Annotated in this window: 11 protein-coding genes and 1 pseudogene; 9 read left to right on the forward strand and 3 right to left on the reverse strand. The window is 65.7% G+C overall.

The window, feature by feature from the left end:
* Positions 1-80: 80 nt before the first annotated feature.
* Positions 81-1025 (forward strand): LysR family transcriptional regulator, encoded by a 945-nt coding sequence (locus WYO_RS28620; RefSeq protein ID WP_007569427.1) that lies wholly within the window; start codon positions 81-83, stop codon positions 1023-1025.
* Between the two features lie 319 nt (positions 1026-1344).
* On the opposite strand, the gene WYO_RS28625 is transcribed toward WYO_RS28620, so the two are convergent.
* Positions 1345-4686 (reverse strand): PAS domain S-box protein, encoded by a 3342-nt coding sequence (locus WYO_RS28625; protein ID WP_007569430.1) that lies wholly within the window; start codon positions 4684-4686, stop codon positions 1345-1347.
* A 1076-nt stretch (positions 4687-5762) separates the two neighbouring features.
* Between WYO_RS28625 and katG the strand changes: the two genes are divergently transcribed.
* From katG to selB, 3 genes and pseudogenes are all read left to right on the forward strand, one after another.
* Positions 5763-8084, forward strand: coding sequence for a catalase/peroxidase HPI (katG, locus tag WYO_RS28630; RefSeq protein WP_007569432.1), 2322 nt, complete (start codon positions 5763-5765; stop codon positions 8082-8084).
* A 541-nt stretch (positions 8085-8625) separates the two neighbouring features.
* Positions 8626-10002 (forward strand): annotated as a pseudogene (locus WYO_RS28640) (ABC transporter substrate-binding protein).
* A gap of 70 nt (positions 10003-10072) precedes the next feature.
* The gene (gene selB / locus WYO_RS28645) at positions 10073-11980 is read left to right on the forward strand and encodes a selenocysteine-specific translation elongation factor (RefSeq protein WP_007569437.1); all 1908 of its coding nucleotides are present in this window, start codon (positions 10073-10075) and stop codon (positions 11978-11980) included.
* 306 nt (positions 11981-12286) lie between these two features.
* Here selB and WYO_RS28650 read toward each other — a convergent pair whose 3' ends face one another.
* Positions 12287-12661 carry a response regulator gene (locus tag WYO_RS28650; protein ID WP_007569439.1) on the reverse strand — a complete coding sequence of 125 codons (375 nt, stop codon included), beginning with the start codon at positions 12659-12661 and terminating at the stop codon, positions 12287-12289.
* A 182-nt stretch (positions 12662-12843) separates the two neighbouring features.
* Between WYO_RS28650 and WYO_RS28655 the strand changes: the two genes are divergently transcribed.
* Both WYO_RS28655 and WYO_RS32485 read left to right on the forward strand, forming a co-directional pair.
* Positions 12844-13821, forward strand: coding sequence for an HWE histidine kinase domain-containing protein (locus WYO_RS28655; protein ID WP_007569441.1), 978 nt, complete (start codon positions 12844-12846; stop codon positions 13819-13821).
* 244 nt (positions 13822-14065) lie between these two features.
* On the forward strand, positions 14066-17899 hold the full coding sequence (locus tag WYO_RS32485) for a PAS domain S-box protein (RefSeq protein WP_007569443.1): 3834 nt from the start codon (positions 14066-14068) through the stop codon (positions 17897-17899).
* Positions 17900-18160: 261 nt separating this feature from the next.
* Here the strand turns inward: WYO_RS32485 and WYO_RS28665 are convergent, their stop codons facing one another.
* A complete protein-coding gene (locus WYO_RS28665) occupies positions 18161-19576 on the reverse strand; it encodes a PAS domain S-box protein (protein ID WP_280109754.1) in 1416 nt (471 codons plus the stop codon).
* Positions 19577-19817: 241 nt separating this feature from the next.
* Between WYO_RS28665 and WYO_RS28670 the strand changes: the two genes are divergently transcribed.
* The 3 genes from WYO_RS28670 to WYO_RS28680 form a co-directional block, all read left to right on the forward strand.
* A complete protein-coding gene (locus WYO_RS28670; RefSeq protein WP_244424360.1) occupies positions 19818-22628 on the forward strand; it encodes an MHYT domain-containing protein in 2811 nt (936 codons plus the stop codon).
* Between the two features lie 813 nt (positions 22629-23441).
* Positions 23442-24560, forward strand: coding sequence for a branched-chain amino acid ABC transporter substrate-binding protein (locus tag WYO_RS28675; RefSeq protein WP_007569449.1), 1119 nt, complete (start codon positions 23442-23444; stop codon positions 24558-24560).
* A 40-nt stretch (positions 24561-24600) separates the two neighbouring features.
* Positions 24601-25553, forward strand: a 953-nt coding sequence (locus WYO_RS28680) for an ABC transporter substrate-binding protein (protein WP_007569451.1), incomplete at its 3' end; no start/stop codon positions are given.

Genomic DNA, 25553 nt, shown 5'->3' on the forward strand with positions numbered 1-25553 from the left:
GCGTCGCCCCGACGTCTCTTGTCCTGCGCCGCCATCATCGAGTAAAATGAATTGATCTCATCGATTCATGATTTTCTGGCATGAAGCTCCCCGTAGACGGCGTCCAAGCCTTCGTGCTGATCGCGGAACTCGGCAGCTATCGTCGGGCATCAGAGACCCTTGGGCTGACACAGACGGCTCTGACGCGACGGATCCAGAAGCTCGAAGGGTTCCTGGGCGCCGTCCTGCTCGACCGCACGACGCGGACGCTGCGCCTCAGCCCAGTGGGCCGCGAGTTCCTGCCGCTGGCGGCCCGGCTCATCAGCGATTTCACCCACGGGGTCGAACGCCTGCGCACGACGTCGCGGCTCGGCATCGGCGACGTAACGGTTGCCACCGTCCAATCGATCGCCTTCCGCCGGATACCGACGGTCTTGCAAGGCTATGCCCGCGAGCACCCACAGAACCGGGTTCAGATTCTCGAGCGGTCCGGAGCGCTGGTGACCGAAGCCGTGCGTAAGGGGGAAGCGGATTTCGGGATCCACATCCAGCAGGAGGCGGATCCCGATCTCATCGAGGATCAGTTGGTGCGGGATCCGTTCGTGCTGATCTGCCACAACAGCCATCCCTTGGCCGGGCAACGCCAAATCCGGTGGAGCGACCTATCTGGTGTGGATCTCGTCACCCTAGGCGGCGCCAGCGGCAACCGGGCCCGCGTCGAGGCTCAACTGGCCGCCGCGGACCTGTCACCACGCGGCCGGTTCGTGGTCGAGAGCACGCCGACCGCCCTGGCGCTGGTGTCGGCGGGCATCGCCGCCGCAATTCTCCCGGCAGCCCTGAAGGGCGCCTCCCACCGCGACAATCTCGTGGAGATCCTGCTGACCGAGCCCGTAATCCACCGCACGATCAGCCTGGTGCGTCGTCGCAATACATCACTGACGCCTGCTGCATCAATGTTCTACCAGGCCCTGAAATCCGAACTATCGACGGGCTTCGGCGAGCTTGCAACACAAGCAGATTCGCTTGGCGCCGCGATATTGCGGTGACGGAGGGATTCTACGCTTAAGACCCGCTTTCAGAATCCGCCGGCCGCGCCATACATGACCGGGACGGCGCCAAGCCGCACGTCTGGTTTTGCCGCCGATGACAATTCGGCATGACGTGGTCTGGCCGAAAGCCGCCGGTCCGCTTCGGAGGACGTCTGCTGAGAAAGCGGACAGGCCTCGCTTGAATGTCTCGTATCATCACTCTTAAGACAGGTGTCGGCCCTCACGAACAAGGGATAACTGGTCAGTCTGGCGTAAAGGCTCGACACCGATTTAGCCACTAGAACATCGAATTCATTTGCGGCCGGAGTCCGCGCCTTTATGCTGATCTTGAGCGCATGACCGTGATCTCGCTGATCGTTTCGGACGAGCGGGCTTGCAAGACTTTGAATAGCATTGTGTAATCCTCATTCGAACGACATGCAGCTTCGACCTTTCGGCATAGAGTAGCCAGCGATTCAAAACCGACCATGCTCGTTGCCGAGACCATCGCGTGCGCATCCTCAGCGATCTGCTTCCGATCGTGAGAGTTGGAAGACGGTCCGAACCGATGGGTAAGTTCGTCTGCCAACATCGAAAGCAAGCCGACCATGCGCTCGTGGCCGACCAAAACTTGGATCTCCTCGTAAGCTGCGTGGTCCAGGCTGGAAGCCGGGGTGCTTTCAGTCCCACCCGAGGACCATCGATCTATCGCCGATAGCAGTGCTTCTTGCCGGAACGGTTTGCCGACGTGATCATCCATGCCTGCGGCACGAAACTCCGTAAGCTGCTCCGGCAAGACGTTAGCGGTCATAGCCACGATCGGCACGCGAGCGGCAACGCCGTCCAAGGCTCGGATGCGCCGTGTTGCGCTCATGCCGTCCATGCCCGGCATCTGAATGTCCATCAGCACGAGGTCGTAGGTCTTCACCTGCACCGCGGTTACCGCCGCGGCACCGTCGCCGACCACGTCGACGCTGTGCCCGGCGCGCTCGAGGATTGCGCGGGCGAGATCCTGGTTAAGCGGCACATCCTCAGCCAACAGCAGTCGCCGGCCTAAGCGGATGCCCGCGCTTGATGAAGGCTCGAAGCCAATAGCTGGTTCGGCCGCGATAGGCAGGTCGAGTGCGAACCAGAAGATCGAGCCCTGCCCGATCTCGCTCTTCGCATCGATCGCACCGCCCATACGCTCGACGAGCGCCTTCGAGATCGCCAGCCCCAGCCCGCTGCCGCCGTAGTCGCGTCCGATCGAGCCGTCGACCTGGCTGAAACGCTGGAACAGCCTGTCACGCTTGTCCGCCGGTATGCCGATGCCGGTATCTTGCACCGAGCAGAGTAGACGGACAGCGTCTTCAGACACGGCATCCACGGCCACGTTCAGATCGATCCGGCCTCGTGCGGTGAACTTCACGGCGTTGTTGAGCAGGTTCAGCAGCACCTGCCGCAGTCGATCCTCGTCGCCCAACAGCCACGCAGGAACCATAGGATCGAAGCTGACGCCAAGCGTCAGTCCCTTCGCCTCAGCCGAGCCGCGAACGATCGACACCGTGTTGTCGATCAGTGTGACGGGTGCGAACGGCTGCGGGACGATCTCGACCTGTCCGGCCTCCAGCTTCGAGAAATCGAGCACGTCGTTGACCACGGTCAGGAGTGCCGCGCCGGCCGTGCGGATGCGTTCGGCGTGCTGACGTGCGCGCAAACTGAGGTTTGGTTCCTCGCATAGGAGATCGGCGTAGCCGATCACTCCGTTCAGGGGGGTCCGGATCTCGTGACTCATTGAGGCCAGGAACTCAGACTTTGCATGGCTCGCGGCTTCGGCCAGAGCCCGGGCCGTCTCCGCTTCGTGCGTCCGCTCAGCTACGCGCTGGGCCAACGTCGCGTTCAGATCGCGTAGGGCCGTCTCGGCTGCATCTCGCGCGGTGTCGTCGCGCACCGTGAGCACGGCGCCGATTTGTGCGCCATCTTGCCCAAGGAGCGGCTGAGCGTTGCCGATAGCAACAACCTCGGTGCCATCCGTCCGTCGAACTCGCCAACGCGCGTCCCGCACTATCTGTCCCGCTACAGCTCGGGCGAGCGGCAGATCGCGCGGCGGGTGAGGTCGGCCATCCTCGGTGAATAGGTGATAGGTGTCGCTGTAGGCATCAGGCTCTATGTCGAGCCGAGCCACGCCGTGGATCTCGGCTGCCGCCTTGTTGACAAGCGTGATCCTCCCTGCGGCGTCAGTGACGATAACGCCCTCTGCAAGCTGCGCCAGAATTGCCGCGCTCGTGGCCGTGGTAAAGTCGGCGCGTGCTCGTGCCTCCTGCAACTGCGCCTCGGTCACGGAGCGGTAACGCGCGTCGCTCTCGCGAAGCGCATCCTCCATGGCCTTGCGCTGAGTGATGTCACGCAACGTCGCGACGTACCCGTCCGCCCGGCCCGTCGCCGCGTCATGCGTCAGATTGAGCGAGATCTCCAGCCAGACCCAGTGCCCCTGCTGGTGAAGATAGCGATGGCAGGTCGTGGTGCGCCCGACGCGCCCGGTCGTCAGGTCGACGAGGGTTTCCGCATAGCCGGTCGCTTCATCGGGATGAACCAAGTCGAGGGTGTGGGTGCCGATTAATTGCTCGGGGGCGTAGCCGAGCACGGCGGTGACGGCGGGCGAGACGTACTGCCGGGTCGTATCCAGGTCGCACCAGATGATGATGTCGGTGGCATTCTCCGCCAGTAGCCGGTGACGCGCTTCACTCTCTCGGATGAGCGCATCCGCCGCCTCGCGCCGTTCGATCTCGCGGCCGAGCAGAAGCAGGGCGCCAACGAGCACGAGCGTCAGCCCTCCAGCCACCGCCCCTTGTACGAGCGCAGACCGACGCCAATCGGCCAACATATCGTCCCGCGCGAACGCGGCGCCGACGTACAAGGGATACTCGGCGAGGAAGCTCAGGGCGACGACGCGCTCGACTCCATCCGTCATGGTGGCCGACCAGTACGGCTTCGTGTCCCGAGCCGGAACGTGCTGCCGATAGTTCTCGCCCTCGGCGAAATTCTTGCCGATGACAGAGGGGAGCGGTGGCGAGCGTACCAGCAGGGTGCCGTCAGATCGCCAAAGGGTAAGCCCCGCGCCCGGCCCGTTATGAATGGCCCCGTACACGCTTTCGAAGGTCTGCGGGTCGACGGTCGCCTGCACGACGCCGAGAAACGTTCCGTCCGGCCCCTCGATGCGCCGAGCGACGGGGATCAGCACCTTACCGGTCAGGCGCCCGGTGATCGGGTTGCCGATCACCACATTAGAATTCGGTCGATCACGCAGTGCCTGAAAGTAGTCGCGATCCTGGATATCGAGCGGACGCGCAGGGAAGGCATCCGCTTCGACTGTCGCCCGGCCGTTCCGGTCGATAATGATGATGTTGTTCAGTCGCGAGTGCTGCATCTGATCGCGCAACGCGGTGTGGATTGCTTCCGATGGCAAGTCGACCGCCCGAGGCCCGACCAGGGGCGCTACGGCTCGCAGATAGGTGTCGATGGTCTCGAAGGTGCGAGCGGCATGCTGTTCGAGAGCGTGGGCGGTATTGGCCGCGCGAATCTCGGCGTCGGCGATATCCTGCGCACGCTGATTGAAAACGGCAAAGCCGACGAGTGCGGGCACGCCGAGGCCGACCGCGAGCGCGGCAGTCCGCGCGAGTGTCCCGAGCCTCATCTTCATCGTCGTACGGGCCGCTGCTCAGATCACGTCGGCCACGTCGCCTTCAAGGCCGCCGACCGGAGGAGGCTAAACCACAGGCTGGTGAACAGGCTGTGAGCATACTGGGGGTGTCACGACAGCGTGACTTCACTGGTGGGTCTCTGCCGTGTCCTCAACCAATGCGATGGACTAGGTAATGTGGGGGCGATCAGGATCACGGTCATGTGTTCGATCACCGTCATATGGCGCAACGACCTCTTTGGGACAGCGTGCGGCGCGGGCTGCAGCTTTACAAGCGGTCTTCCTTGGTCCGCCGGGAATTCCAGATAACCCAGCGTCGACGAGATCATCTATAAGTTGCATCGCGCTGCCCCTGATTTGGCTTCCCTGTCTACCGCAGTGAAGGCAGCAACGGGCTTTTACCAGCTCACAAGGGTGAGTTCAGTCAACCGACAGTAGCTAAACGAGGGTAATAGGCCTGCGTAGGAGCAGATGGAACTGCGAGGCGGACATTCGGATCCCGTGCGAGGCTGCTGAGTGCGGACAGCCCAGGCACCACACCACCATCATAACAAATCGAGGCCCCCAGCTCTGAAACAGAGGGGCCAGTTCGCCGCGGAGTCCGCACGCTCTCCTGCGCAACGGCGCAACGGCGCGATCGGGTGCTGAGCCACAGCTGCGCCGTGCCGCGTCGCACTGGGTAGCCTCCGTCACGGCTGCGCGCTGTGAAGAGCTTGTCCCGGAGCGCATCATTCACAGTGCAGTGACCGACCGTATGACCCACCGACAGATCCAGCATCGAGACCCGCGAGTGATGTGGTTTGACGTCTAACCTTCCGTTTCCTTTCCAGTTCGCGCTCTAGGGACTCGCGCAAATGTGAGGCGGTTCGCCTTTCGCGTGGTCGGCTGCGGTCTGGCCTTCAAGAGAGGCGACAACATCTTGATTTTAGAGATGGGCGCCTGATTTCGCGCTCAGGGTCAGATCACCCATGGCGCTACTCTGGCAAAGACGTGACGCACACAACGCGCCACCGTCGGCGAAAGCTTAGTGGCACAATCCGCTTGATGATACCGGTCCTACGCCTAAGGGGATGTTGATGAACGAGATGACGATCGACAAGACCAATACAAGATCATACCCTATGCAAGGGAAATGCCCGTTCGGAGGCGACCGTATCGGCGGAGTTCTGGGGAGCCGCCCGGCGCTGGAGAATTGGTATCCCCACCGCCTGAGGGTCGAGCTCTTGCACCAGAACGGGGTCGCTGCCGATCCGCTGGGGCCTGATTTCGACTATGCCGCCGCATTCAATACAATCGACCTCGACGCGCTGAAGAGCGACATCAAGCAGTTCCTGACCTCGTCCGTGGCTTGGTGGCCGTCGGACTACAAGAATTATGGCCCGCAGATGATCCGGATGGCCTGGCACTCGGCCGGCACGTACCGCATCGCGGATGGGCGGGGCGGCGCCGGCACGGGCATGCAGCGGTTCGCACCGATCTCGAGTTGGTGGGACAACGGCAACACCGACAAGTCGCGCCGCCTCCTGCAGCCGATCAAGCACAAATACGGCAACGCCCTCTCCTGGGCTGACCTGATGGTACTGACCGGCAACTGCGCCCTCGAGATCATGGGGCTGCCGACCTACGGCTTCGCCGGCGGGCGCCTCGACGCCTGGGAGGCGGATAACGCCACCTACTGGGGTCCGGAAGTCGTCGAGATGGGCTCTGTGTCGAGCTTCGACGACATGGTGAACCGCGACAAGCGCTGGCGGGGCAAGAACGGCGACACCGATTACGACCTGGAGAACCCGCTCGCGGCCTCCCACCAGGCGCTGATCTACGTGAACCCCGAGGGGCCCTACGCGAATGGTGATCCGCAGAGCTCGGCCAACGACATTCGCGTGACGTTCACCCGCATGGCCATGAACGACGAGGAGACGGTGGCGCTGATCGCCGGCGGCCACGCCTTCGGCAAGAGCCACGGCATGACGCCCGCCAAGGAGATCGGACCGCCGCCGGAAATGGCGCCCATGGAGGCGATGGGGCTCGGCTGGCACAACCCGAAGGGCACCGGCTCGGGCAAGGACACGATGACCAACGGCATCGAGGGGAGCTGGACCCCCGATCCGACCAAGTGGGACAACGCCTACCTGGAAAACCTCTTCAAGTTCGAGTGGGAGCAGACCAAGAGCCCCGCCGGCGCCCTGCAGTGGACGCCGAAGGACCCGAACGCGCCCAAGACGCCGGACGCCCATGTCGCGGGTCAGATGCATCCGCTCATGATGATGACCTCCGACATCGCCCTGAAGGTCGACCCGGAGTACCGCAAGGTCTGCGAGAAGTTCCTCAGCGACTTCGACGCCTTCACCCAGGCCTTCTCCAAGGCGTGGTACAAGCTCACCCACCGCGACATGGGCCCCAAGCACCGCTACCTCGGCCCGGAGGTCACGATCGAGGACGGCCTGCTGTGGCAGGACCCGATCCCGGATGCCGCCTACGCCCCGGTGGGCGAGGCAGAGGTTGCCGCCCTCAAGCAGGCCATCATGGCGAAAGGCATCTCGGTCTCGGACCTCGCCTTCACCGCCTTCTCGGCGGCCGCGACCTACCGCGACAGTGACAAGCGCGGGGGTGCCAATGGCGGCCGTCTCGCCCTCGCACCGCAGAAGGATTGGGCCGTCAATCGTCGGGCCGCCCCCGTGATCGAGGCGCTCCGGGCGGTGATGGCCGCGTTCAACGGCGGGCGCAGCGACGGCAAGCAGGTCTCGCTGGCCGACCTCATCGTGCTCGGTGGCTGTGCCGCCGTGGAGAAGGCCGCCCTGGACGCGGGCATCGAGACCCACGTGCCCTTCACGCCTGGCCGGGTCGACACCACGCAGGACCTGACGGACATCGAGATGTTCGAGTGGCTGAAGCCCGTTGTGGACGGCTTCCGCAACTACGTCGATGACGGGTTCGGAGCGATCGCGCCAAGCCTGTCGCCGGAGGAGATGTTCCTCGACAAGGCCAACCTGCTGACGCTGACCGCGCCGGAATGGGTGGTGCTGACCGGTGGCCTGCGCGCCCTCAACGCCAACCACGACGGGTCGAACACGGGCATCTTCACCGACCGGGTGGGCGTGCTGACGACCGACTTCTTCCGCAACCTGACCGACACGGATCTGGTTTGGGAGAAGGCCGACGCGGCCGGGACGACCTTCACGCTCAAGGACCGCAACAGTGGGCAGGCGAAATTCGAAGCCACCCGCAACGATCTCGTCTTCGGGTCGAACGCGCAGCTGCGCAACATCGCCGATGCCTATGCCGGCAGCGATGGCCAGACTCGGTTTGTGGCCGATTTCGTGCGGGTCTGGGACAAGGTGATGATGCTCGACCGTTACGACGTGAAGGGGCATCGGCGCTCCGGGCCCATGGCGGCCTGATCCGCCGCCGTCGCGTCAGCCGACACCCCCGTCCCATCGCTCTGTGGGACGGGGGGCAAATAGCGAGGGTCGTCATGGGTCTGGAATCGCGTATCGCCAACGCGTTTTCCTTTCCGTCGCTTTGTTTGTGTGAGCACAGACCGCTGATGACACGACGTGATCTGCGCGATCACAGACCGAGATTCCGGAAATCGAGCGCGCATCGACGGCATCTGCTTCTCACGTCGCCTCAGGCGCTGCGGCCTCGCAGCAAGCGTCCTTTCGGTTCGGGCGCGGCCGGCGATCCGGCCCGGCATCGGCATGGTCGCTAGATCGTCACCGGGGATCGATTGAGAGCAAAGCGCTTGTGCACTAGCTTCTTTCTGCTGGCCCCTATCCGAGGTGGCCGCCCCTGCACGCCATGCAGGTTGAAACAGGAGGACAGCGCATGACGGCACATGCGACCGGGGATCCGGGGCGAGCGCAGCCCTGGGGGCCCCACAATACGGTGACGGTGGTCGATCCGTCGCCGGTGAATTGGCTTTCCATCACCTGGAATACGATGGAGGAGGCCAACCGCGTCGACCATGACGGGATCGGCCAGCCGAGCCTCGCACAAGCCTGGCGCTGGCTCGACGGCGAAACCCTTGAACTGACGATGCGCGACGCGGTCTATCAGGACGGCGAGCCGTTCAACGCCGCGATGTTCAAGCTCGGCTTCGACAAGGTGCAGGAATGGACCAACCCGCATCCGCCGGGCGCCTTCCTGAACTTCGCCCGGGACGTCACCTGCGAGGCGGTGGATGACCGCACGATCCGGATGCGCTTCCCCGGCGGCGATTCCGCGGCGCTGATGAAGCTGCGGGGCATGCACCTGCCCTCGACGCGCTTCTGGAACGAGTGGGGATTCGTCGACCCGAAGACGGGATCGGCCGAAGGCCATTGGTGAGTGATTGACGCGCCTGGTCCGTGGGGGACTGGCCCGTTCGTGCTCACCGAAGGCGTTTCGCTGATCGATTCGCGCTCCGACCGCGTGGTCATGGAGCCCAACGAGACCTACTGGAATCCCGACCGCAAGCCGACGGTCCGGATCATCTACGACAACGTGATCGGCAAGACCGAGGGCATCAAGTCGGTGGCGGCCGGTGACGGCCGGGTCGACGTGGTCTTCGACCTGACACCGGACGAGGCCAAGGCCTTCCCGGCGAGCGAGCATGGCAAAATCCAGACGCAGAAGGCGAAGACGATCCTCACGGGGGTCTTCAACGAGAACCGTCCGGACTCGCCCTGGCGCAACCCGGAGGCCCGCCGGGCGCTAAATCTCGCCATCGACCGGCAGGTCGTGCTCGATCAGGGCGCATACGGCTACGGCACGGTGATCCCGGCCTTCATCCAGCCCGGTCGCTACGGCGCCGACCCTGGCATGAAGCCGTTCCCCTACGACCCCGAGGCCGCCAAACGGGCGCTCGCGGCGGCGGGGATCGGCGGGCGGGACCTGGTGTTCGTCGCCTCACCCGCCTGGAAGGGCGTCGTCGAGGCGATCGGGCACTGCCTCTCGAAGGTCGGCCTTGGCTGCCGCTTCGTCAGTGCCAAGGAGGAGCCCCCGGAGGATTTCGACGTCAAGCTCGAATGGTATTTCGACTGGACGCCGCAATATCCGGTGGCCTGCGTGCATCGGGAGTTCTTCGGGAAGGATGCGACCCTTCGCCAGGGACCGGAGGATCCGGAGTTCGACGCACTCTACGACAAGCTCCTGCACACGTCGCAGGAGCCGGACACGGAGGCGGTCGTGCGTGAGGTCGAACGCTACCTCCAGGACAAGGCCAAGGCCCTGTTCCTGTATTCGCCCTACACGCTGTTCGCCGTGTCGGACCGCGTGGCGTTCACGCCCTACGACACCTGCATGTCGGAACTGGCCGAGACCCGGATCAAGGGTTGAGGCGGCAGGCGGCGCGGGGGCTCCCCGTGCCGCCCGTCTTAGGTGCAAGGCCGACAGGAGCGAGGACACGATGATCGTCGCCACCGCCGGCCATATCGATCACGGCAAGACGACCCTGGTGAAGGCGCTCACCGGGATCGATGCCGACCGGCTGCCGGAGGAGAAGGCCCGCGGCATCACCGTCGATTTAGGCTTCGCCTATACGGCCCTCGGCGGCCGCACGATCGGCTTCGTCGATGTCCCCGGCCACGAGCGCCTGGTCCGCACGATGGTCGCCGGCGCCACCGGGGTGAATTTCGCCCTCATCGTCGTGGCGGCCGACGATGGTGTGATGCCCCAGACCCGCGAACACATCGCGATCCTGGACGTGCTCGGTCTCCGCCGCGGCCTCGTGGCCATCACCAAGAGCGATGCGGTCGATGCGCGACGCCTGTCCGAGGTCGAGGCGCAGATTCGGTCCGTGCTCTCCGAGACCGCGCTCGTGCAGACGCCCGTCATCGCCTGCTCGGCTTTGAACGGCGCCGGGATCCCGGACCTGGCCCGGCGTCTCGAAGCGGCCGCAGCCGACCTATCCCCCGCGGCCGCCGAAGGCGATTTTCGCCTCGCCGTCGATCGCTGCTTCACCGTCGTCGGCGCTGGCCTCGTCGTCACGGGGGCCGTCCATTCCGGCAGCGTCCGACCGGGCGACACGCTCCTCGTATCCCCGAGCGGGGTCGAAGCACGGGTGCGGGGCCTGCGCGTCGGTCACGACGCCTGCGCCGTGGCCGCGGCCGGGCAGCGATGTGCCCTCAACCTGACGGGTCCGCGACTCTCGCGGGCCGGCATCCACCGGGGCGATTGGATCCTGGCACCACACCTGCACGGGCCGGCACGCCGCCTCGACGTGTCCCTGCGGGTGCTGCCGAGCGAAACTCGTCCCCTGCGCCATCGAACGCCCGTCCACCTTCATCACGGCGCTGCTTCCGCGACCGGCCGGGTTCTGCTGCCGCAAGGCTCCAGCGTCGAACCCGGTGCGGCGGCGATCGCGCAGATCGTCCTCGATGCCAGCCTGGGTGCGCTGCATGGCGACCGTTTCGTGTTGCGCGATGTCTCAGCCGTGCGCACCCTGGGCGGCGGGCGGATCATCGATATCGAGGGACCCCGCCGGGGAGCATGGTCGCCAGGGCGGCGCATGATCGTCGAGGCTCTGAACACGGCGGACCACGGCGCGGCGCTCACCCACCTCCTCGCTCACAGCGAGGAGGGTCTCGATCTCGAGCACTTCGCGCGCTCGCGCAACGTCCCGGCCGCGAGGATGAAAGCTCTGTCGCGCGAGGTCGATCTCATAGCGGTCGACACGCCGCGCGAGCGTTTGGGCTTTGCAAAAGGGCGGATGACAGCGCTCGGAGAGTCGGTCGCCGCGATCCTCGACGACGCACACAGGTTCGAGCCGGACAATCCGGGCCTGACGGTCGAGGAGTTGAGCGAACGCGTGGCCAGTGCGGACCGCCCCGCCTTGCGGGCGGCCCTCGACCCGCTTCTCGGCGCGGGCCGCATCGAACGGCGGGGGGCGCTCTACCACTTGGCCGGGCACACGGTCCGTCTCGCTGCGCCCGAGGCAGCGCTCTATGAAGCCGTCCGCGCCGTTCTTGAGGAAGCGGGGCTCGACCAGCCGCGCCTCGCGGATCTCGCCGCACGGGTCGACCGGGAGCCCGAGACCCTGCGGCCCCATCTCGATAAGTTCGGACGACTCGGATGGCTGAGGCGCGTGTCGGGGCACTACTACGTCTTGCCCGATGTCTTGGCCGAGTTGGCTGACAGGGCGCGCGCGGTCGCGGCCGAGCATCCCCAGGCACTCCTCACGGTCGGCCGTTTTCGCGAGACCACCGGCATCAGTCGGAACATGACCATGCCGCTACTGGCCTACTTCGACGCGCGGGGCCTCACGACGCGTATCGATGATGGTCGCGTGGTTCATCCAGACAATCGCGACTTGTGACATTGATTTGCCCCGCGCGGATGGACGAGATCTTTTTCGCCTGGATCATGATTTGAGGCGAACTGGACGGATGAAGGCTTGGCCATTCAAGACTTTCACGCAGGCTATCAGGAACGCCAGGATTTGGAGGAATGCCCCCGGTCCACCTTCTGCCGGCTTTCATCGTGCCGCGCATACCCTGCTCCTGACCCAGCTTGCGCGCAGGCTATGTAAGGTAGCTTTTATAGTCGGACGCATCGCTCGGGCCGTGAAACAAAGCGTGGAGAAGACGTGGGCCCTAATCTCACGAGTGATCCTTCTCGTCCGTCAATCCGCGTTGTGGATGGCCGAGACGACCTGCGCTTGGCTGTAGGGTTTCGGCACGAACTGACCGTGGTCGGGCACCTCCCGGTCGGAGAACCGGTGCCGCCCGGATGTCAGCACCAGCCGAATGTCGGGCCATGCATGGTAGACACGCTCAGAGAGGGTTACGCCGCACATCGACCCCGGCATGTCGACATCGGTGAACAGCACGCCGATATCCGACCGGTCATGCAGGATGAACCACGCCTCGTCCGCGTGGCGCGCCTCGATCACGGCAAATCCCGCATCCTCGAGCAATTCGACGGCATTCATCCGCACGAGATCATCGTCCTCCACGACGAGGATGATGGAAGCTTCCGGGGCGCGTTTCAGCGACATGGCCGGTCAACAAGCGATGTCGGCATCGGTTGCAAGCCGCTACGACGATTGCACATCTGTCGCGTCGGTCTTCGTCCGTGACGGCACGAAGGGCGAGGAATGGAGCAATTCCGCCGCCGACGGGTTTCCAGTCCCGGCGGTTAAACCCTTAACCTCCTGCCCCCTCGCCGAACAGAACGCGCATGGTTGACGACCCTGTCCTCACGGGTGACGAGTGGACCCTCGCCAGCTTCACCGGCGCGATCCACAGGGGCGGCGTCGGCCTGTGGGCCTGGTCCCCGGAACGGCGTTTGGCGCAGCTCGATGGCCTGTGCCGGACGTTCTGGGGGACATCCCAGTCGGTGGTGGACATCGACACGCTCTTCGCCAAGGTCAACGACACGGATCGCGATCGGATGACGCTCGACTGGGCGGCGAGCGCGAACGATCCGCAGCCCTACAGCTTTGACTTTCGCATCGGCGAGGGGATCGAGGCCCGCTGGATCTCCGCGCGGGGTGCCGGCGGGGAAGCCGGCCGTGTCGGCGAATGGGTCCAGGCCATCTTTCTCGATATCACCGACCGGAAGCGCGCGGAGGAGGCTGAACACCTGCTCACCGCCGAACTCGCCCATCGCGTCTCGAACATGTTCACCGTCGCCCGCGCGCTCACCGCCCTCGTCGCCCGTGAGGCAAAGTCGACCCCGCAATTCGCCGAGGACCTGTCCCGGCGGTTCGGTGTCCTGCATGAGGCGACGACCCTGGCAACTCGGTCGCACACGCTTGACCAGGGTAACGTCAGGCTACGCGATCTCGCCGAGCGCGTCCTGGCCCCTTACCGGGACGGCACCAACATCACGGTTGACGTTGAGGACGCCGCTGCGGCGACCCCTGACAGAATCAACGACTACGCGATGATCTTTCACGAACTTGCGACAAACTCCGCGAAATACGGGGCGCTTTCGGGCTCGGGTACGCTCACGCTGACCGGTCGCATCGACGGCGAGGCGTTGAGGCTCATCTGGCAGGAAAAAGCCGTATCGGCAGCGGCGACGAAATCGGATGGCACCGGCTTCGGGTCACGCCTCCTGAAGCAGACGATCGAGCGCAGCCTGAGGGGCAACTTCCGGCGCACCATCGACGACCGGGGACTGCGCTTCGAGATGGTCGTCCCGGGCCAATAGAGCTGACAGGGCCGCTGTGGCGGCATTTCAAGGATCGTGGGTTGATCGTAAACCCGGGATCTCCGTGAAGATTGATCGATCCGCATCGCCGTGCGAAGGCACCCCATGTCCGCTACGCCCCCTCGCAGCATCGCCTTGACCACGACCCAGGAGGGCTTTGTCCGGGCTGAGGGCGCCGCTTTCGAGCCCGGATCAGCGACGGTGTGGCCCGGGATCATGCGTCGTTCGGCCTGACGCCGTGTCCATGATCGCCGATACCGTCCGCGACCCGGACCGGCTCGCCGCACTCGCGGCCTACGACATCCTCGATACCCAGCCCGAGGTCGGTTTCGACGACATCGTGCAACTGGCCACCCAACTGTGCCAGACTCCCGTCGCGCTCGTCAGCCTCGTGGCGGCCGACCGGCAGTGGTTCAAGTCCCGCGTCGGGTTCCCGTTGTGTGAGACCGAGATCGACAGCTCTGTATGCGCCTACACCCTCAATGAGCCCGACCTTCTCGTCATCCCGGACCTCACCGGCGACCCGCGCACCGAGGCGAACCCGCTCGTCACCGGCGTGCCCTTCATCCGCTTCTATGCGGGTGCACCGCTGCGCACGACTGAGGGGCAGGTCATCGGGAGCCTGTGCGTCATCGATACCGAGCCGCGCGCGGACGGCCTGACGGAGGCCCAGGCCAGTAACCTGAAGGCGCTGGCGCGGCAGGTTATGAGCCAACTCGACCTCCGGCGTTCGTTGGCCGCACGCGATGCGCTGATGGCTGAGCAGGCAGCGATCTACCACGCCCGCGAAGTCCTGCACCGCACCCACGCGGCCATCTCGGACGCTGGGGGCGACCTCGACAGGATCCTGGATATCCTCGTCGATGGCGCCATGCAGGCCGCGCCCGAAGCCGACGGCGGGGTCGTCGAGCTGGCCGACGGAAAGGACCTGGAATACCGCGCCGTTGCCGGCACCCTGAAAGCCTTCCGGGGACGGCGCGTCCCGGTGGAAGGCAGCTTGTCCGGGGCATGCTTCAAATCCCGCAAACCGTTGCTGGTGCCCGACATCCGGGTCGACATGCGCGTCAACCAGCTTCTTGCCGAGCGGATGCGGATGCACTCATGCGTCGCCGTCCCGGTCTTTCGGGGACACACCAGCATTGGCGTCCTCAGGCTTCAATCGAGCCGGCCGGATGCGTTCACGGACCGCCACTTGCAGGTCGTTCGACTGTTTGCCGATGCCGCTTCGGCAGGCCTGGTTGAAGCGCGGGAGGTTGCTGCTCAGCGCTCCTTCCAGGCGACCGAGAGCCGCTACCGGGCGATCTTCGAGAGCGCCGTCGATTACGCCATCATCGTGATGGACCTCGATGGGACCGTAACGAACTGGAGTGAGGGGGCGGCCCGCATCCTGGGCTGGACGCCCGAGGAGATCAGGGGACATTCCGGCGACGCAATCTTCACGATGGAAGACTGCGCCGCCGGCATACCGGTGCAGGAGATGCGGCGAGCCCTCACCGAGGGGCGTGCGGTCGACGAACGCTGGCATCTCCGCAAGACCGGTGAGCTGTTCTGGGCCAGCGGCGAGATGTCGGCCCTCCGGGACCAGGCCGGCTCCGCCACCGGCTTCGTCAAGATCCTCCGCGACCGAACCGACGAGCACCTCGCGGGAAAGGCGCTCGCGGACGCCGAGGCGCGCCTGCGCCAGGCCCAGACGGCCGGCGGAGTTGGCCTCTTCACCATCGACTTGGCCGACAACGTCCTCAAGCCGACCCCGGAGTTCTGCCGCCTCTACGGATTGCCCGAACGGACGGAGTACCCGTCGACGGCGTTCGAGAGACTGATCATCCCTGATGACGCGCATCTCGTCTCGACGGCGGAGACGCGCAAGCAGGGCGCGCCGCCCCGGGATGTCGAGTACCGCATCCGCCGCCCCGACACCGGCGAGATCCGATGGATCGCCCGCAAGGGGGAGATCGAGCGCGATTCCTCCAGGCGTCCCGTTCGGTTCGCGGGCATAGCGCGCGATGTCACCGAGCAGCGGATCGCACGCGACGCGCTCGCCCTCAGTGAGGGGCGTTACCGCACGCTGTTCGACAGCATGAACGAGGGCTTCTGCATCATCCGCTTCGTGGACGGACCGCATGGACCATTCGGCGACTACGTTCATGTCGAGGCCAATTTCGCCTTCGAGCATCACCTCGGCATCCCGCACGTGGCCGGCCAGACGCTGCGCGACATCGCCCCTGATTTCGAGACTGAGCACTGGCTCCAGCGCTACGGCGATGTCCTCCGCACCGGCCAGCCTGTCCGATTCGACCGTATGTTCGGTCCGACCGGCCGGCACCTGGAGGTGTCCGCGCATCGGATCGAACCGGCCAGCCGGCGCGAAGTCGCGGTTCTGTTCACCGACATCACCGCCCGCAAGAAGGCGGAGGCGGAACTGCGCGCCAGCGAGGCCCTGGCCCGCGAGAACGTGCAGCGCGTCCAGCTCGCACTCGCGGCCGGTGCGATCATCGGCACTTGGTTCTGGGATCTGCCGAAGGACCGCTTCACGGTGGACGAGGCCTTTGCCCGCGCCTTCGGCCTCGATCCGGCGCACGGTCGGGAGGGCATTCCCCTCGCCAAGATCGTCGAGACCGTCCACCCCGACGACCAAGCGGGACTGGCCCGGGCCATCAACGATGCCGTCAACCGCGGCGGCGCCTACGCCCACCAGTATCGCGTGCGCCGCGCCGATGGGCGGTACTACTGGTTGGAGGCGAACGGCCGGGTCGAGCATGCCCCGGACGGCACACCCCTGAGCTTTCCCGGCGTCCTCATCGACGTGGATGGGCGGCGCGCGGTCGAGGCCGAGCGCGACCGCGTCGCCGCCGAGCTTCGCGCCCTCAACGAGAGCCTGGAGCAGCACGTCGCCGAGCGGACGGCGGAGCTCATGCAGGCCGAGGAGCAGCTCCGCCAAGCGCAGAAGATGGAGGCGGTGGGCCAGCTCACAGGGGGGCTGGCCCACGATTTCAACAACCTGCTCGCCGGCATCTCCGGCTCACTCGAGCTCATGCAGACGCGCATGGGCCAGGGACGTTTCGGCGATCTCGACCGCTACATGACCGTGGCCCAGGGCGCGACCAAGCGGGCGGCGGCCCTGACGCACCGCTTGCTCGCCTTCTCCCGTCGCCAGACCCTCGACCCGAAGCCCACCGACGTGAACCGCCTGGTCGCCGGCATGGAGGAGCTCATCCGGCGCACCATCGGCCCGCAGGTCGCGCTGGAGGTGGTCGGTACGACAGGATTGTGGCCGACGCTGATCGACCCGGGCCAGCTCGAGAATGCACTTCTCAACCTGTGCATCAACGCCCGGGATGCGATGGCGGAGGGGGGGCGCATCACCATCGAGACAGCCAACAAGTGGCTGGATCGACCGGCCGCCATCAAACATGAGATCCCGGAGGGGCAGTACCTTTCGCTCTGCGTGACGGACACCGGCATCGGCATGCCGCCTGAGGTGATCGCCCGGGTCTTCGAACCGTTCTTCACCACCAAACCCATCGGCGAGGGGACCGGGCTTGGCCTATCGATGATCTATGGCTTCGCTCGACAATCGGGCGGTCAGGTGCGGATCTATTCCGAGGTCGGTCAGGGCACGACCGTGTGCCTGTACCTGCCGCGCCATTACGGGGAGACCGACGAGGACGACGTCGTCGGGCGACTGTCCGAGGTGGCGCGTGCCGCACAGGGCGAGACCGTGCTCATCGTCGACGACGAGCCGTCCGTCCGCATGCTGGTGACCGAGGTGCTGGAGGATCTCGGCTACACCGCCATCGAGGCGGCCGACAGCGTCGCGGGGCTGAAAGTCCTGCAATCCGACGTGCGCATCGACCTGCTCGTCACCGACGTTGGCCTACCCGGCGGCATGAACGGCCGGCAGATGGCGGATGCGGGCCGGGAACGGCGTCCCACCCTCAAGGTCCTGTTCATCACGGGCTACGCGGAGAATGCGTTCCTCGGAAACGGGCATCTGGAGCCCGGGATGCAGATGCTGACCAAGCCGTTCGCGATGGAAGCGCTCGCCTCCCGGATCAAGGACCTCATCCACGCTCGATAAGCGCGGCGGGGAGGATCCCGTTGAACCGCCACTCACTGACCGTGGAGACGTCTCGGCGGTGGGGTGTGGGCGCCGATGACGCGGCCCGTGGAGCATTCCCGGCCTTGAAGCTCGTCAGGGAACGGCGCCTCTCACCCGTTGCGTTCACCGAGGGCGATAGGCCTGGTTCGACGTGCGGCGTACCCCTGGCCGAGCGCGCCCGCCCAGTCCGGCGCGGCTCCCGGCGGTTCGGGACTTCCAGCGGCGGCCGCCATGGGGCCTTCAGTCTCGGGTGATCTCCGGAAGTGGAGCCTCGGCCGTGAACACGACGCCGCGCGGCCGATAATCGATCTCGGCCGTCCCTCCGATCTCCTGGGCCAGGGCCCGCTCGATCATCCGCGAGCCGAAGCCGGTTCGCGTCGGCCGCGAGACCCGAGGTCCGCCCACCTCCTGCCACTGGAACCAGAGCCGGTCGGGGCTAGACCCGTCCACGACATCCCAGCTCACGATCACCCGGCCATCGTCCACCGAGAGGGAACCGTACTTGACGGAGTTCGTCGCGAGTTCGTGGATCGCGAGGGCGAACGCCAGTGCGATGCGCGGCGCGAGGCGCAGGATCGGACCGCCGATCTTGAAGCGCTGATCCTGCTCGACGCCGAACGGGTGCAGCGCTGCGATGACCACCTCCGTCAGGGTCGCCCAATCGCCGCTACCCCGGGCCAGCATCTCCGTCGCGGCGGACAGCGATTGCAGGCGCGATTCCATCGCGACCTGCGCCTCCTCCAAGGAGGCTGCCCCCCGCAGCGTCTGCCGGGCGATGGACTGCACGGTCGCGAGGGTGTTCTGGATGCGATGGTTCAGTTCGCCCGCCAGGAGGTCCCGGTGTTCTTCGGCCCTCTTGCGGTCGGTGATGTCCAGGCTGATCCCGGCAATGCTCAGCGGCGTGCCATCCGCGCGGTACGATGCCCGGCCGCGAAACTGCAGCCAGCGGATCTCGCCCCGCGGTGTGATGATACGGATCTCGATGTCGTAATCCGAGTGCCCCGCAATCGCCGCATCCCGTGCCGCCAGCTTCCTATGTCGGTCGTCTGGGTGGATGGCCGCAATCATCTCTTCGTAGCTGAGGGGGGCGTGCGGCGAGCGGCCGAGGTTCTCCCTGAGCCCGTCCGACGAGATCAGGCGCATGACACCGAGGTCGAGCGTCCACGCCCCGAGGCGCCCGGCCTTCAGCGTGAAGCGCAGGCGCTCCTCGCTCTGGATGAGCTCGAGGGAACGGCGCGCGGACTCCGCTTCCAGGGCATCCCGGTCCCTCTGAAGGATGACGAGGCGTTCCTTCTCAAGGGTCACATCGTACTGCGAGGCGAAGAAGTAGGTCAGTTCACCGTCGGATGCGAAGACGGGCGAGACGAGAAGCCGGTTCCAGAAGACGGTTCCATCCTTGCGCCGGTTCTTCAGGTCGATCTCGATGGTGACGCGTCGCTCGATGGCATCCCGGACCCGCGCGACATCCTTGAGGCTCGTCTCAGGCCCCTGGAGAAAGCGACAGTTCCGGCCGATAATCTCCTCGCGAGCGTAGCCGGTCAGTCTCACGAAGGCGTCGTTGACGTACACGATGGGGTTGTCGGGCAACCGCGGATCGGTGATCACCATCGGCATCCGCGTCGCCCGTACGGCGGCGGCGAAGGGATCGGAGCCCACGACGGTGCTGGTGATCTCGGCGTCGATCCGCGCGCCGTCTGAGAAGCCGTTCAAGCTTGAGAGATCCCGTTAATCGCTCTCGTTCTAGAGAACGACTCCGCCTATACCAGGGGCGCGGATGTCACACCGCTCATCGACGGCCTATGCCTGGGAACAGGGTCTTTACAGTTAGCCGTCCTCACTAAATCCGATCCGTTATCGGCCGCCCAAACCGGGCTGCTTGCGGGATCGACCGTCATGCATGAGCGTGTGGTCACACGTCCGTGATGGCGGACGGGGCGCGCTGCTACGTCTGTCGCAGGCCCAAAGCCTTCCTACCAAGACTCACCTCTGCCAAGCCTGCTTCCTGCAGTGGTCCGACACGACCAGCGGCTTCTCCGGATTGCTTATGGTCCACACCGGCTACGACCCCTCCCTCGTTGCCCTCTCCATCGCCATCGCGGTGTTCGCCTCCTATACGGCACTCGACCTAGGCGGGCGCGTCAGAGGTGCGGCCGCGGGGGTGCGCTGGGCCTGGGTGGCGCTCGCGGCGGTGGCGATGGGCGGCGGCATCTGGGCGATGCACTTCGTCGGCATGCTCGCCTTCGAGATGGGCATGCCTGCCGCCTACGATCTCGGGATCACGGTCGCGTCGCTGCTCATCGCCGTCGCCGCCACCGGCGCCGCGTTCGCCTGGGTCAGTCGCAAGGGTGCGGACACGCGGGATGTCCTCGTCAGCGGCCCGCTGATGGGCCTCGGCGTCGCGGGGATGCACTATACCGGCATGGCCGCGATGCGGGTGGCGGGCAACCTCGCCTACAGCCTGCCCATCGTCGCCATCTCTGTCGCCATCGCGGTGACCGCCGCGACCGCCGCGCTCTGGTTGACCTTCCGGCAGAACAGCGTCTGGCAGAAGCTCGCTGCAGCCGCGGTCATGGGGCTCGCCGTCGCCGGGATGCACTACACCGGCATGGCGGCGGCGACCTTCACCGCCGAGGAGGCCGGCGCACACGCCGCCCATGCCACCGGCGTCGGCGTGAGCCAGCAGTACCTCGCGCTTTCCGTGGCCGGGGCGACGTTCCTGATCCTGTTCATCGCCATGCTGGCGTCCGCATTCGAACAGCAGCGGGTACAGCGGAATCTTCATATCAGCGAGGGGCGTTTCAGGGCCGCCGCCGAGGCGGTCGGCGACATCATCTGGACCACCGACGCCCGCGGGGCGATGGTCGGACCGCAGCCGTACTGGCAGGCCTTTACCGGGCAATCCGAGGCCGAGTGCCAGGGAACCGGTTGGGCGGAGGCCGTGCATCCCGACGATGTCGGGCCTACGAAGGCCGCGTGGCGGGACGCCGTGGCGGCGAACCGGGGCTACGAACTCCAGCATCGCGTGCGCAACCGCAGCGGCGGCTACCGGCTGTTCGCCGTGAAGGGCCGGCCGGTCCGCAATCCCGACGGGACGATCCGGGAATGGGTCGGCATCCATGCCGACATCACCGAGCGCGAGGCGTTCGAGATCGCCCTGAAAGAGGCCCGCGACGCAGCCGAGGAGCACAGCCGGGCCAAGAGCCGCTTCCTGGCCAACATGAGTCACGAGCTGCGCACGCCGCTATCCGCGGTGATCGGCTACTCGGAGATGCTGGAGGAGGAGGCCGAGGAACTCGGCCAGGAGAGCCTCCTGAAGGATCTCGGCAAGATCAAGTCGAACGCGCAGCACCTGCTCGGTCTGATCAACGACGTGCTCGACCTGTCCAAGGTCGAGGCCGAGAAGATGGAGCTCGACCTTGAGGACATCGACGTCGCCGCCTTTACCCGGGACGCCGCCGGCACGGTCGAAGCGTTGGTCCGAAAGAAGGGCAACGTCCTCGTGCTCGACATTGCCGACGATGCAGGTCGCGCCCGAACGGACGCGGTGAAGTTACGCCAGTGCCTGTTCAACCTGCTCTCGAACGCGGCGAAGTTCACCGAGGGCGGCACCATCACCCTGCGGGCCCGTCGCGACACGGATGGCGCCGGTGATTGGCTTCGGTTCACGGTCGAGGATACCGGGATCGGGATGAGCACCGAACAGGTCGGACGTTTGTTCGAGCGCTTCACCCAAGCCGACGAGACGACCACGCGCCGGTTCGGCGGAACTGGCCTCGGCCTGGCGCTCAGCCGCGCCTTCGCCCAGCTCCTCGGCGGCGACATCACGGTCGTGAGCCGCGCGGGTCAGGGCACGTGCTTCACCTTGCGGGTGCCGGCGATGCCATCGGACCAAGCTGTGCAGATGCCGGCAGTTGCGGGTTCGGAAGGCGCGGCCCTCACAGGCGACCTCGTGCTGGTGATCGACGACGAGGCGTCCCAGCGCGAGGTGATGACCCGGTTTCTGGAACGCCAGCGCTTCGCCGTGCGCACCGCGGGCGACGGCCGCACCGGCCTGGAGTTGGCAAAGTCGCTGAAACCGCGGGCGATCCTGCTGGACGTGATGATGCCCGAGATGGACGGATGGTCGGTCCTGGCGGCCCTCAAGGCTGACCAGGAGACCGCCGATATCCCGGTGGTCATGGTCAGCTTCGTCGCCGATGCGGCGCTCGGCGCCTCGCTCGGCGCGGTCGAGGCCGTGCCGAAGCCCGTGGACTGGACGCGCCTCCGCACGATCCTGGACCAGTTCCGGGCCGCCGACGGCGACGTGCTCGTGATCGACGACGATGCCGACATGCGCCAACGCCTTCGGACCGTGCTGGAGCGCAACGGCTGGACTGTCCGCGAGGCCGGCGACGGCCGAGAGGCGCTCGACCAAGTCGGGCACGGCGTGCCGCGCCTCGTCCTGCTCGACCTGACCATGCCCGTGATGGACGGATTCTTGTTCCTCGACAGGCTCCGGATTCTGCCCGGCTGCGCCGAGGTTCCGGTGGTGGTGCTGAGCGCTCGGAACATCACGGCAGCGGAGCGCGACCGCCTGTCCGAGGCAGACCGCATTCTGCGCAAGGGCGACGCCAGCCTGCAGGACATCGCTTCGGAGCTGCGTAAGCTCGACAATCGCCAGGCGCATACCGAAGAGACAGCATCCGTCGAGGCGTCCTCCCAAGATTGAGGGCCCCGCACGTATGTCGGAGGTACTAAGGCAGCGTGGGACGGGCAGGCTGCCAGCTACTTCCTTCAAGTGATTGAGTGAACAATGGGTGCGCGGAGACATCGGCCACGCCTATGAGGCTGACCTTGCCAGCAACCGTGACAAAACACTGGAGGCGAAGTGGTTTTGTAACCGACACCCTATGCAAATAGCTACGGCCGAAGACGTCACGCGAATGTCTGCAATGGAGCAACATTCAGAGCGCTTGGAACGGCCGCCATGGGCGCAGAGCCGAACGTCCGGTTCTGCGCGCGACTGCGATCCGGCGTGACGTAGTTTGGCCGAAAGCCGCTGGTCCGCTTCGGAGAAATTCCGCCGGAAAAGCGGACGGCCCCAACCGACCGATATCGGCTACGCGGACGGGACTATCTCACGGGCCTACTTGCGGTCGCAGTCGGAATTCCAACCACGCCGGGCGCGCACTGAGGCATGAGCTAAGCCCTACCCGCTACGGCTGATAAGTGCGCCCGTGAGCGACGGGCATCGATCAGGTTGAGTCCGCAGTCTTCAGCGGTGCCCGTGTAGGAACACCTTGAGGGATGATCGAGATCGTACCCGTTTTGGCGTCCCGTGGCCGCGCATGGGGCGCGGCTGGAGCCATGCACTGGCGGGATCTACGGCGCAGGCAGAACCTCATAGGGTCGCTGGACGCTGGTAACGGGCACATGAGAAGAACGGCTCAGCCATTTGATCGGTGTAAGCTCCGCTCTGGACGGCCACGATCTTGCAGGCAGGCACGGGTGACGCCTGAGAGCGGTAGCCTGAGAGATCAACATGCGCGCTTCTGTGTTGGCCGGCATTCTCGGCCTCCTGATGGCCGGCTCAGCGCAGGCTCAGGTCAAGATCGGTATCGTCGGCGCGATTACTGGGCCTAACGCAGCGTTCGGCGCTCAGATCAAGAACGGCGCCAGCCAAGCGGTGGACGACATCAACATAGCTGGCGGGATCAACGGCCAGAAGCTTGTGGCCGTCATCGGTGACGATGCAGGCGATCCCAAGCAAGGCGTCTCAGTGGCCAACAAGTTCGCCAGCGAGGGCGTCAAGATGGTCGTCGGTCACTTCAACTCCGGTGTGTCGATCCCGGCCTCCGACGTCTACCTCGACGCTGGCATCGTTCAAATCACGCCCGCCTCCACGAACGTGAAGTTCACCGAGCGCGGCATGTGGAACACGTTTCGCACCTGCGGCCGCGACGACCAGCAGGGCGCGGTGGCGGGCACCTACCTGGCCGAGCACTTCAAGGGTAAGAAGATCGCCTTCGTCCACGATAAGACGCCCTACGGCAAGGGACTCGCCGACGAGACTCTGAAGGTTCTCAAGGCCAAAGGAGGCAAGGAGGTGATGTTCGAGGGCATCAATCCTGGTGAGAAGGACTACTCGGCGCTCGCCTCCAAGCTAAAGTCGGCCGACATCGATGTCGTCTACTTTGGCGGCCTGCACACCGAAGCAGGGCTGATCATCCGTCAGATGCGCGACCAGGGCCTGAAAGCGCCGATGATGAGCGGTGATGGCATCACCGACAAGGAGTTCGTCCAGATCGCCGGCCCGGGCGCAGCGGGGACGCTGATGACCTTCTCGCCGGACGCGCGCAAGAACCTGAACGCCAAGGATGTGGTGGCGGCCTTCAAGGCTAGGGGCATCGATCCCGAGGCCTACACGCTCTACTCGTACGCGGCCGTGCAGGTTCTGGCCAAGGCCATGGCGGAGACCGGCTCCAGCGACGGCAAGAAGCTTGCGGACTGGCTGCACCAAGGCAGGCCGACGCAGACGGTGATCGGCGAGATCTCCTACGACAAGAAGGGTGACATCACCCGACCCGACTACATCATGTATGAGTGGGCGAAGGGCGCCGACGGCAGGATCGACTACACAGGGCACGAATTGACTCAATGATCACACTGCGCGCAGCGCGGCGGAGATCGAGGGCAAACTCATGGATGAGCGGAATCTGCGTGGCTTCATCGAGCAGGTGAAGGACGGCCGCTTGTCGCGGCGCAGCTTCGTACAGCGTATGCTGGCGGTCGGGCTCTCCGCGCCGCTGGCCGGGCTGATGCTGGCCGAGAACGGGGTGGCGATGGCCGCCGATCTCCGGGCCGCCTACAAGCCGGCCAAGGCCGGCGGCGGCGGGGCGCTGCGCCTGCTCTGGTGGCAGGCGCCGACCCTGATCAACCCGCATTTCGCCATCGGCACCAAGGACCAGGAGGCCTCCCGGATCTTCTACGAGCCTCTGGCGGCCTGGGACCCGGACGGCAACCTCGTGCCGGTGCTCGCCGCCGAGATCCCGTCCAAGGAGAACGGGGCGTTCGCCGCGGACGGCCGCTCGGTGGTCTGGAAGATCAAGCCGGGCGTGGCGTGGCACGACGGCAAGCCGCTCACCGCCGACGACCTCGTCTTCACCTGGGCCTATGCCCGCGACCCGGCCACCGCCGCGGTGACGATCGGCTCCTACAAGGATTGCACCGTCGAGAAGATCGACGACCTCAGCGTCCGGGTCCTGTTCGACAAACCGACGCCGTACTGGTGCGACGCCTTCGTGGGCATCGTCGGCATGGTGATCCCCAAGCACCTGTTCGCTGCCTATGCCGGCGCCAAGTCGCGGGAGGCGCCCCAGAATCTCGCCCCCGTGGGCACCGGGCCGTACCGGTTCCTCGAATTCCGGCCCGGCGACATCGTCCGCGGCGAGCGCAACCCGACCTACCACCTGCCGAACCGGCCGTATTTCGACAGCATCGAGATGAAGGGCGGCGGCGACGCCGTCTCGGCGGCGCGCGCGGTGCTCCAGACCGGCGAGTATGACTACGCCTGGAACCTACAAGTCGAGGACGAGGTGCTCAAGCGCCTGGAGACCGGCGGCAAGGGCCGGGTCGACGTCGTCTACGGCGGCAA

Source organism: Methylobacterium sp. GXF4, assembly GCF_000272495.1.
Taxonomy (GTDB): Bacteria; Pseudomonadota; Alphaproteobacteria; order Rhizobiales; family Beijerinckiaceae; genus Methylobacterium; species Methylobacterium brachiatum.

What these genes read in the sequence shown, in the direction of transcription:
- WYO_RS28620 (WP_007569427.1), top strand. Translation starts at nt 81, where the DNA reads ATGAAGCTCCCCGTAGACGGCGTCCAAGCCTTCGTGCTGATCGCGGAA.
- WYO_RS28625 (WP_007569430.1), bottom strand. Translation starts at nt 4,686, where the DNA reads ATGAAGATGAGGCTCGGGACACTCGCGCGGACTGCCGCGCTCGCGGTC.
- katG (WP_007569432.1), top strand. Translation starts at nt 5,763, where the DNA reads ATGAACGAGATGACGATCGACAAGACCAATACAAGATCATACCCTATG.
- selB (WP_007569437.1), top strand. Translation starts at nt 10,073, where the DNA reads ATGATCGTCGCCACCGCCGGCCATATCGATCACGGCAAGACGACCCTG.
- WYO_RS28650 (WP_007569439.1), bottom strand. Translation starts at nt 12,661, where the DNA reads ATGTCGCTGAAACGCGCCCCGGAAGCTTCCATCATCCTCGTCGTGGAG.
- WYO_RS28655 (WP_007569441.1), top strand. Translation starts at nt 12,844, where the DNA reads ATGGTTGACGACCCTGTCCTCACGGGTGACGAGTGGACCCTCGCCAGC.
- WYO_RS32485 (WP_007569443.1), top strand. Translation starts at nt 14,066, where the DNA reads ATGATCGCCGATACCGTCCGCGACCCGGACCGGCTCGCCGCACTCGCG.
- WYO_RS28670 (WP_244424360.1), top strand. Translation starts at nt 19,818, where the DNA reads ATGAGCGTGTGGTCACACGTCCGTGATGGCGGACGGGGCGCGCTGCTA.
- WYO_RS28675 (WP_007569449.1), top strand. Translation starts at nt 23,442, where the DNA reads ATGCGCGCTTCTGTGTTGGCCGGCATTCTCGGCCTCCTGATGGCCGGC.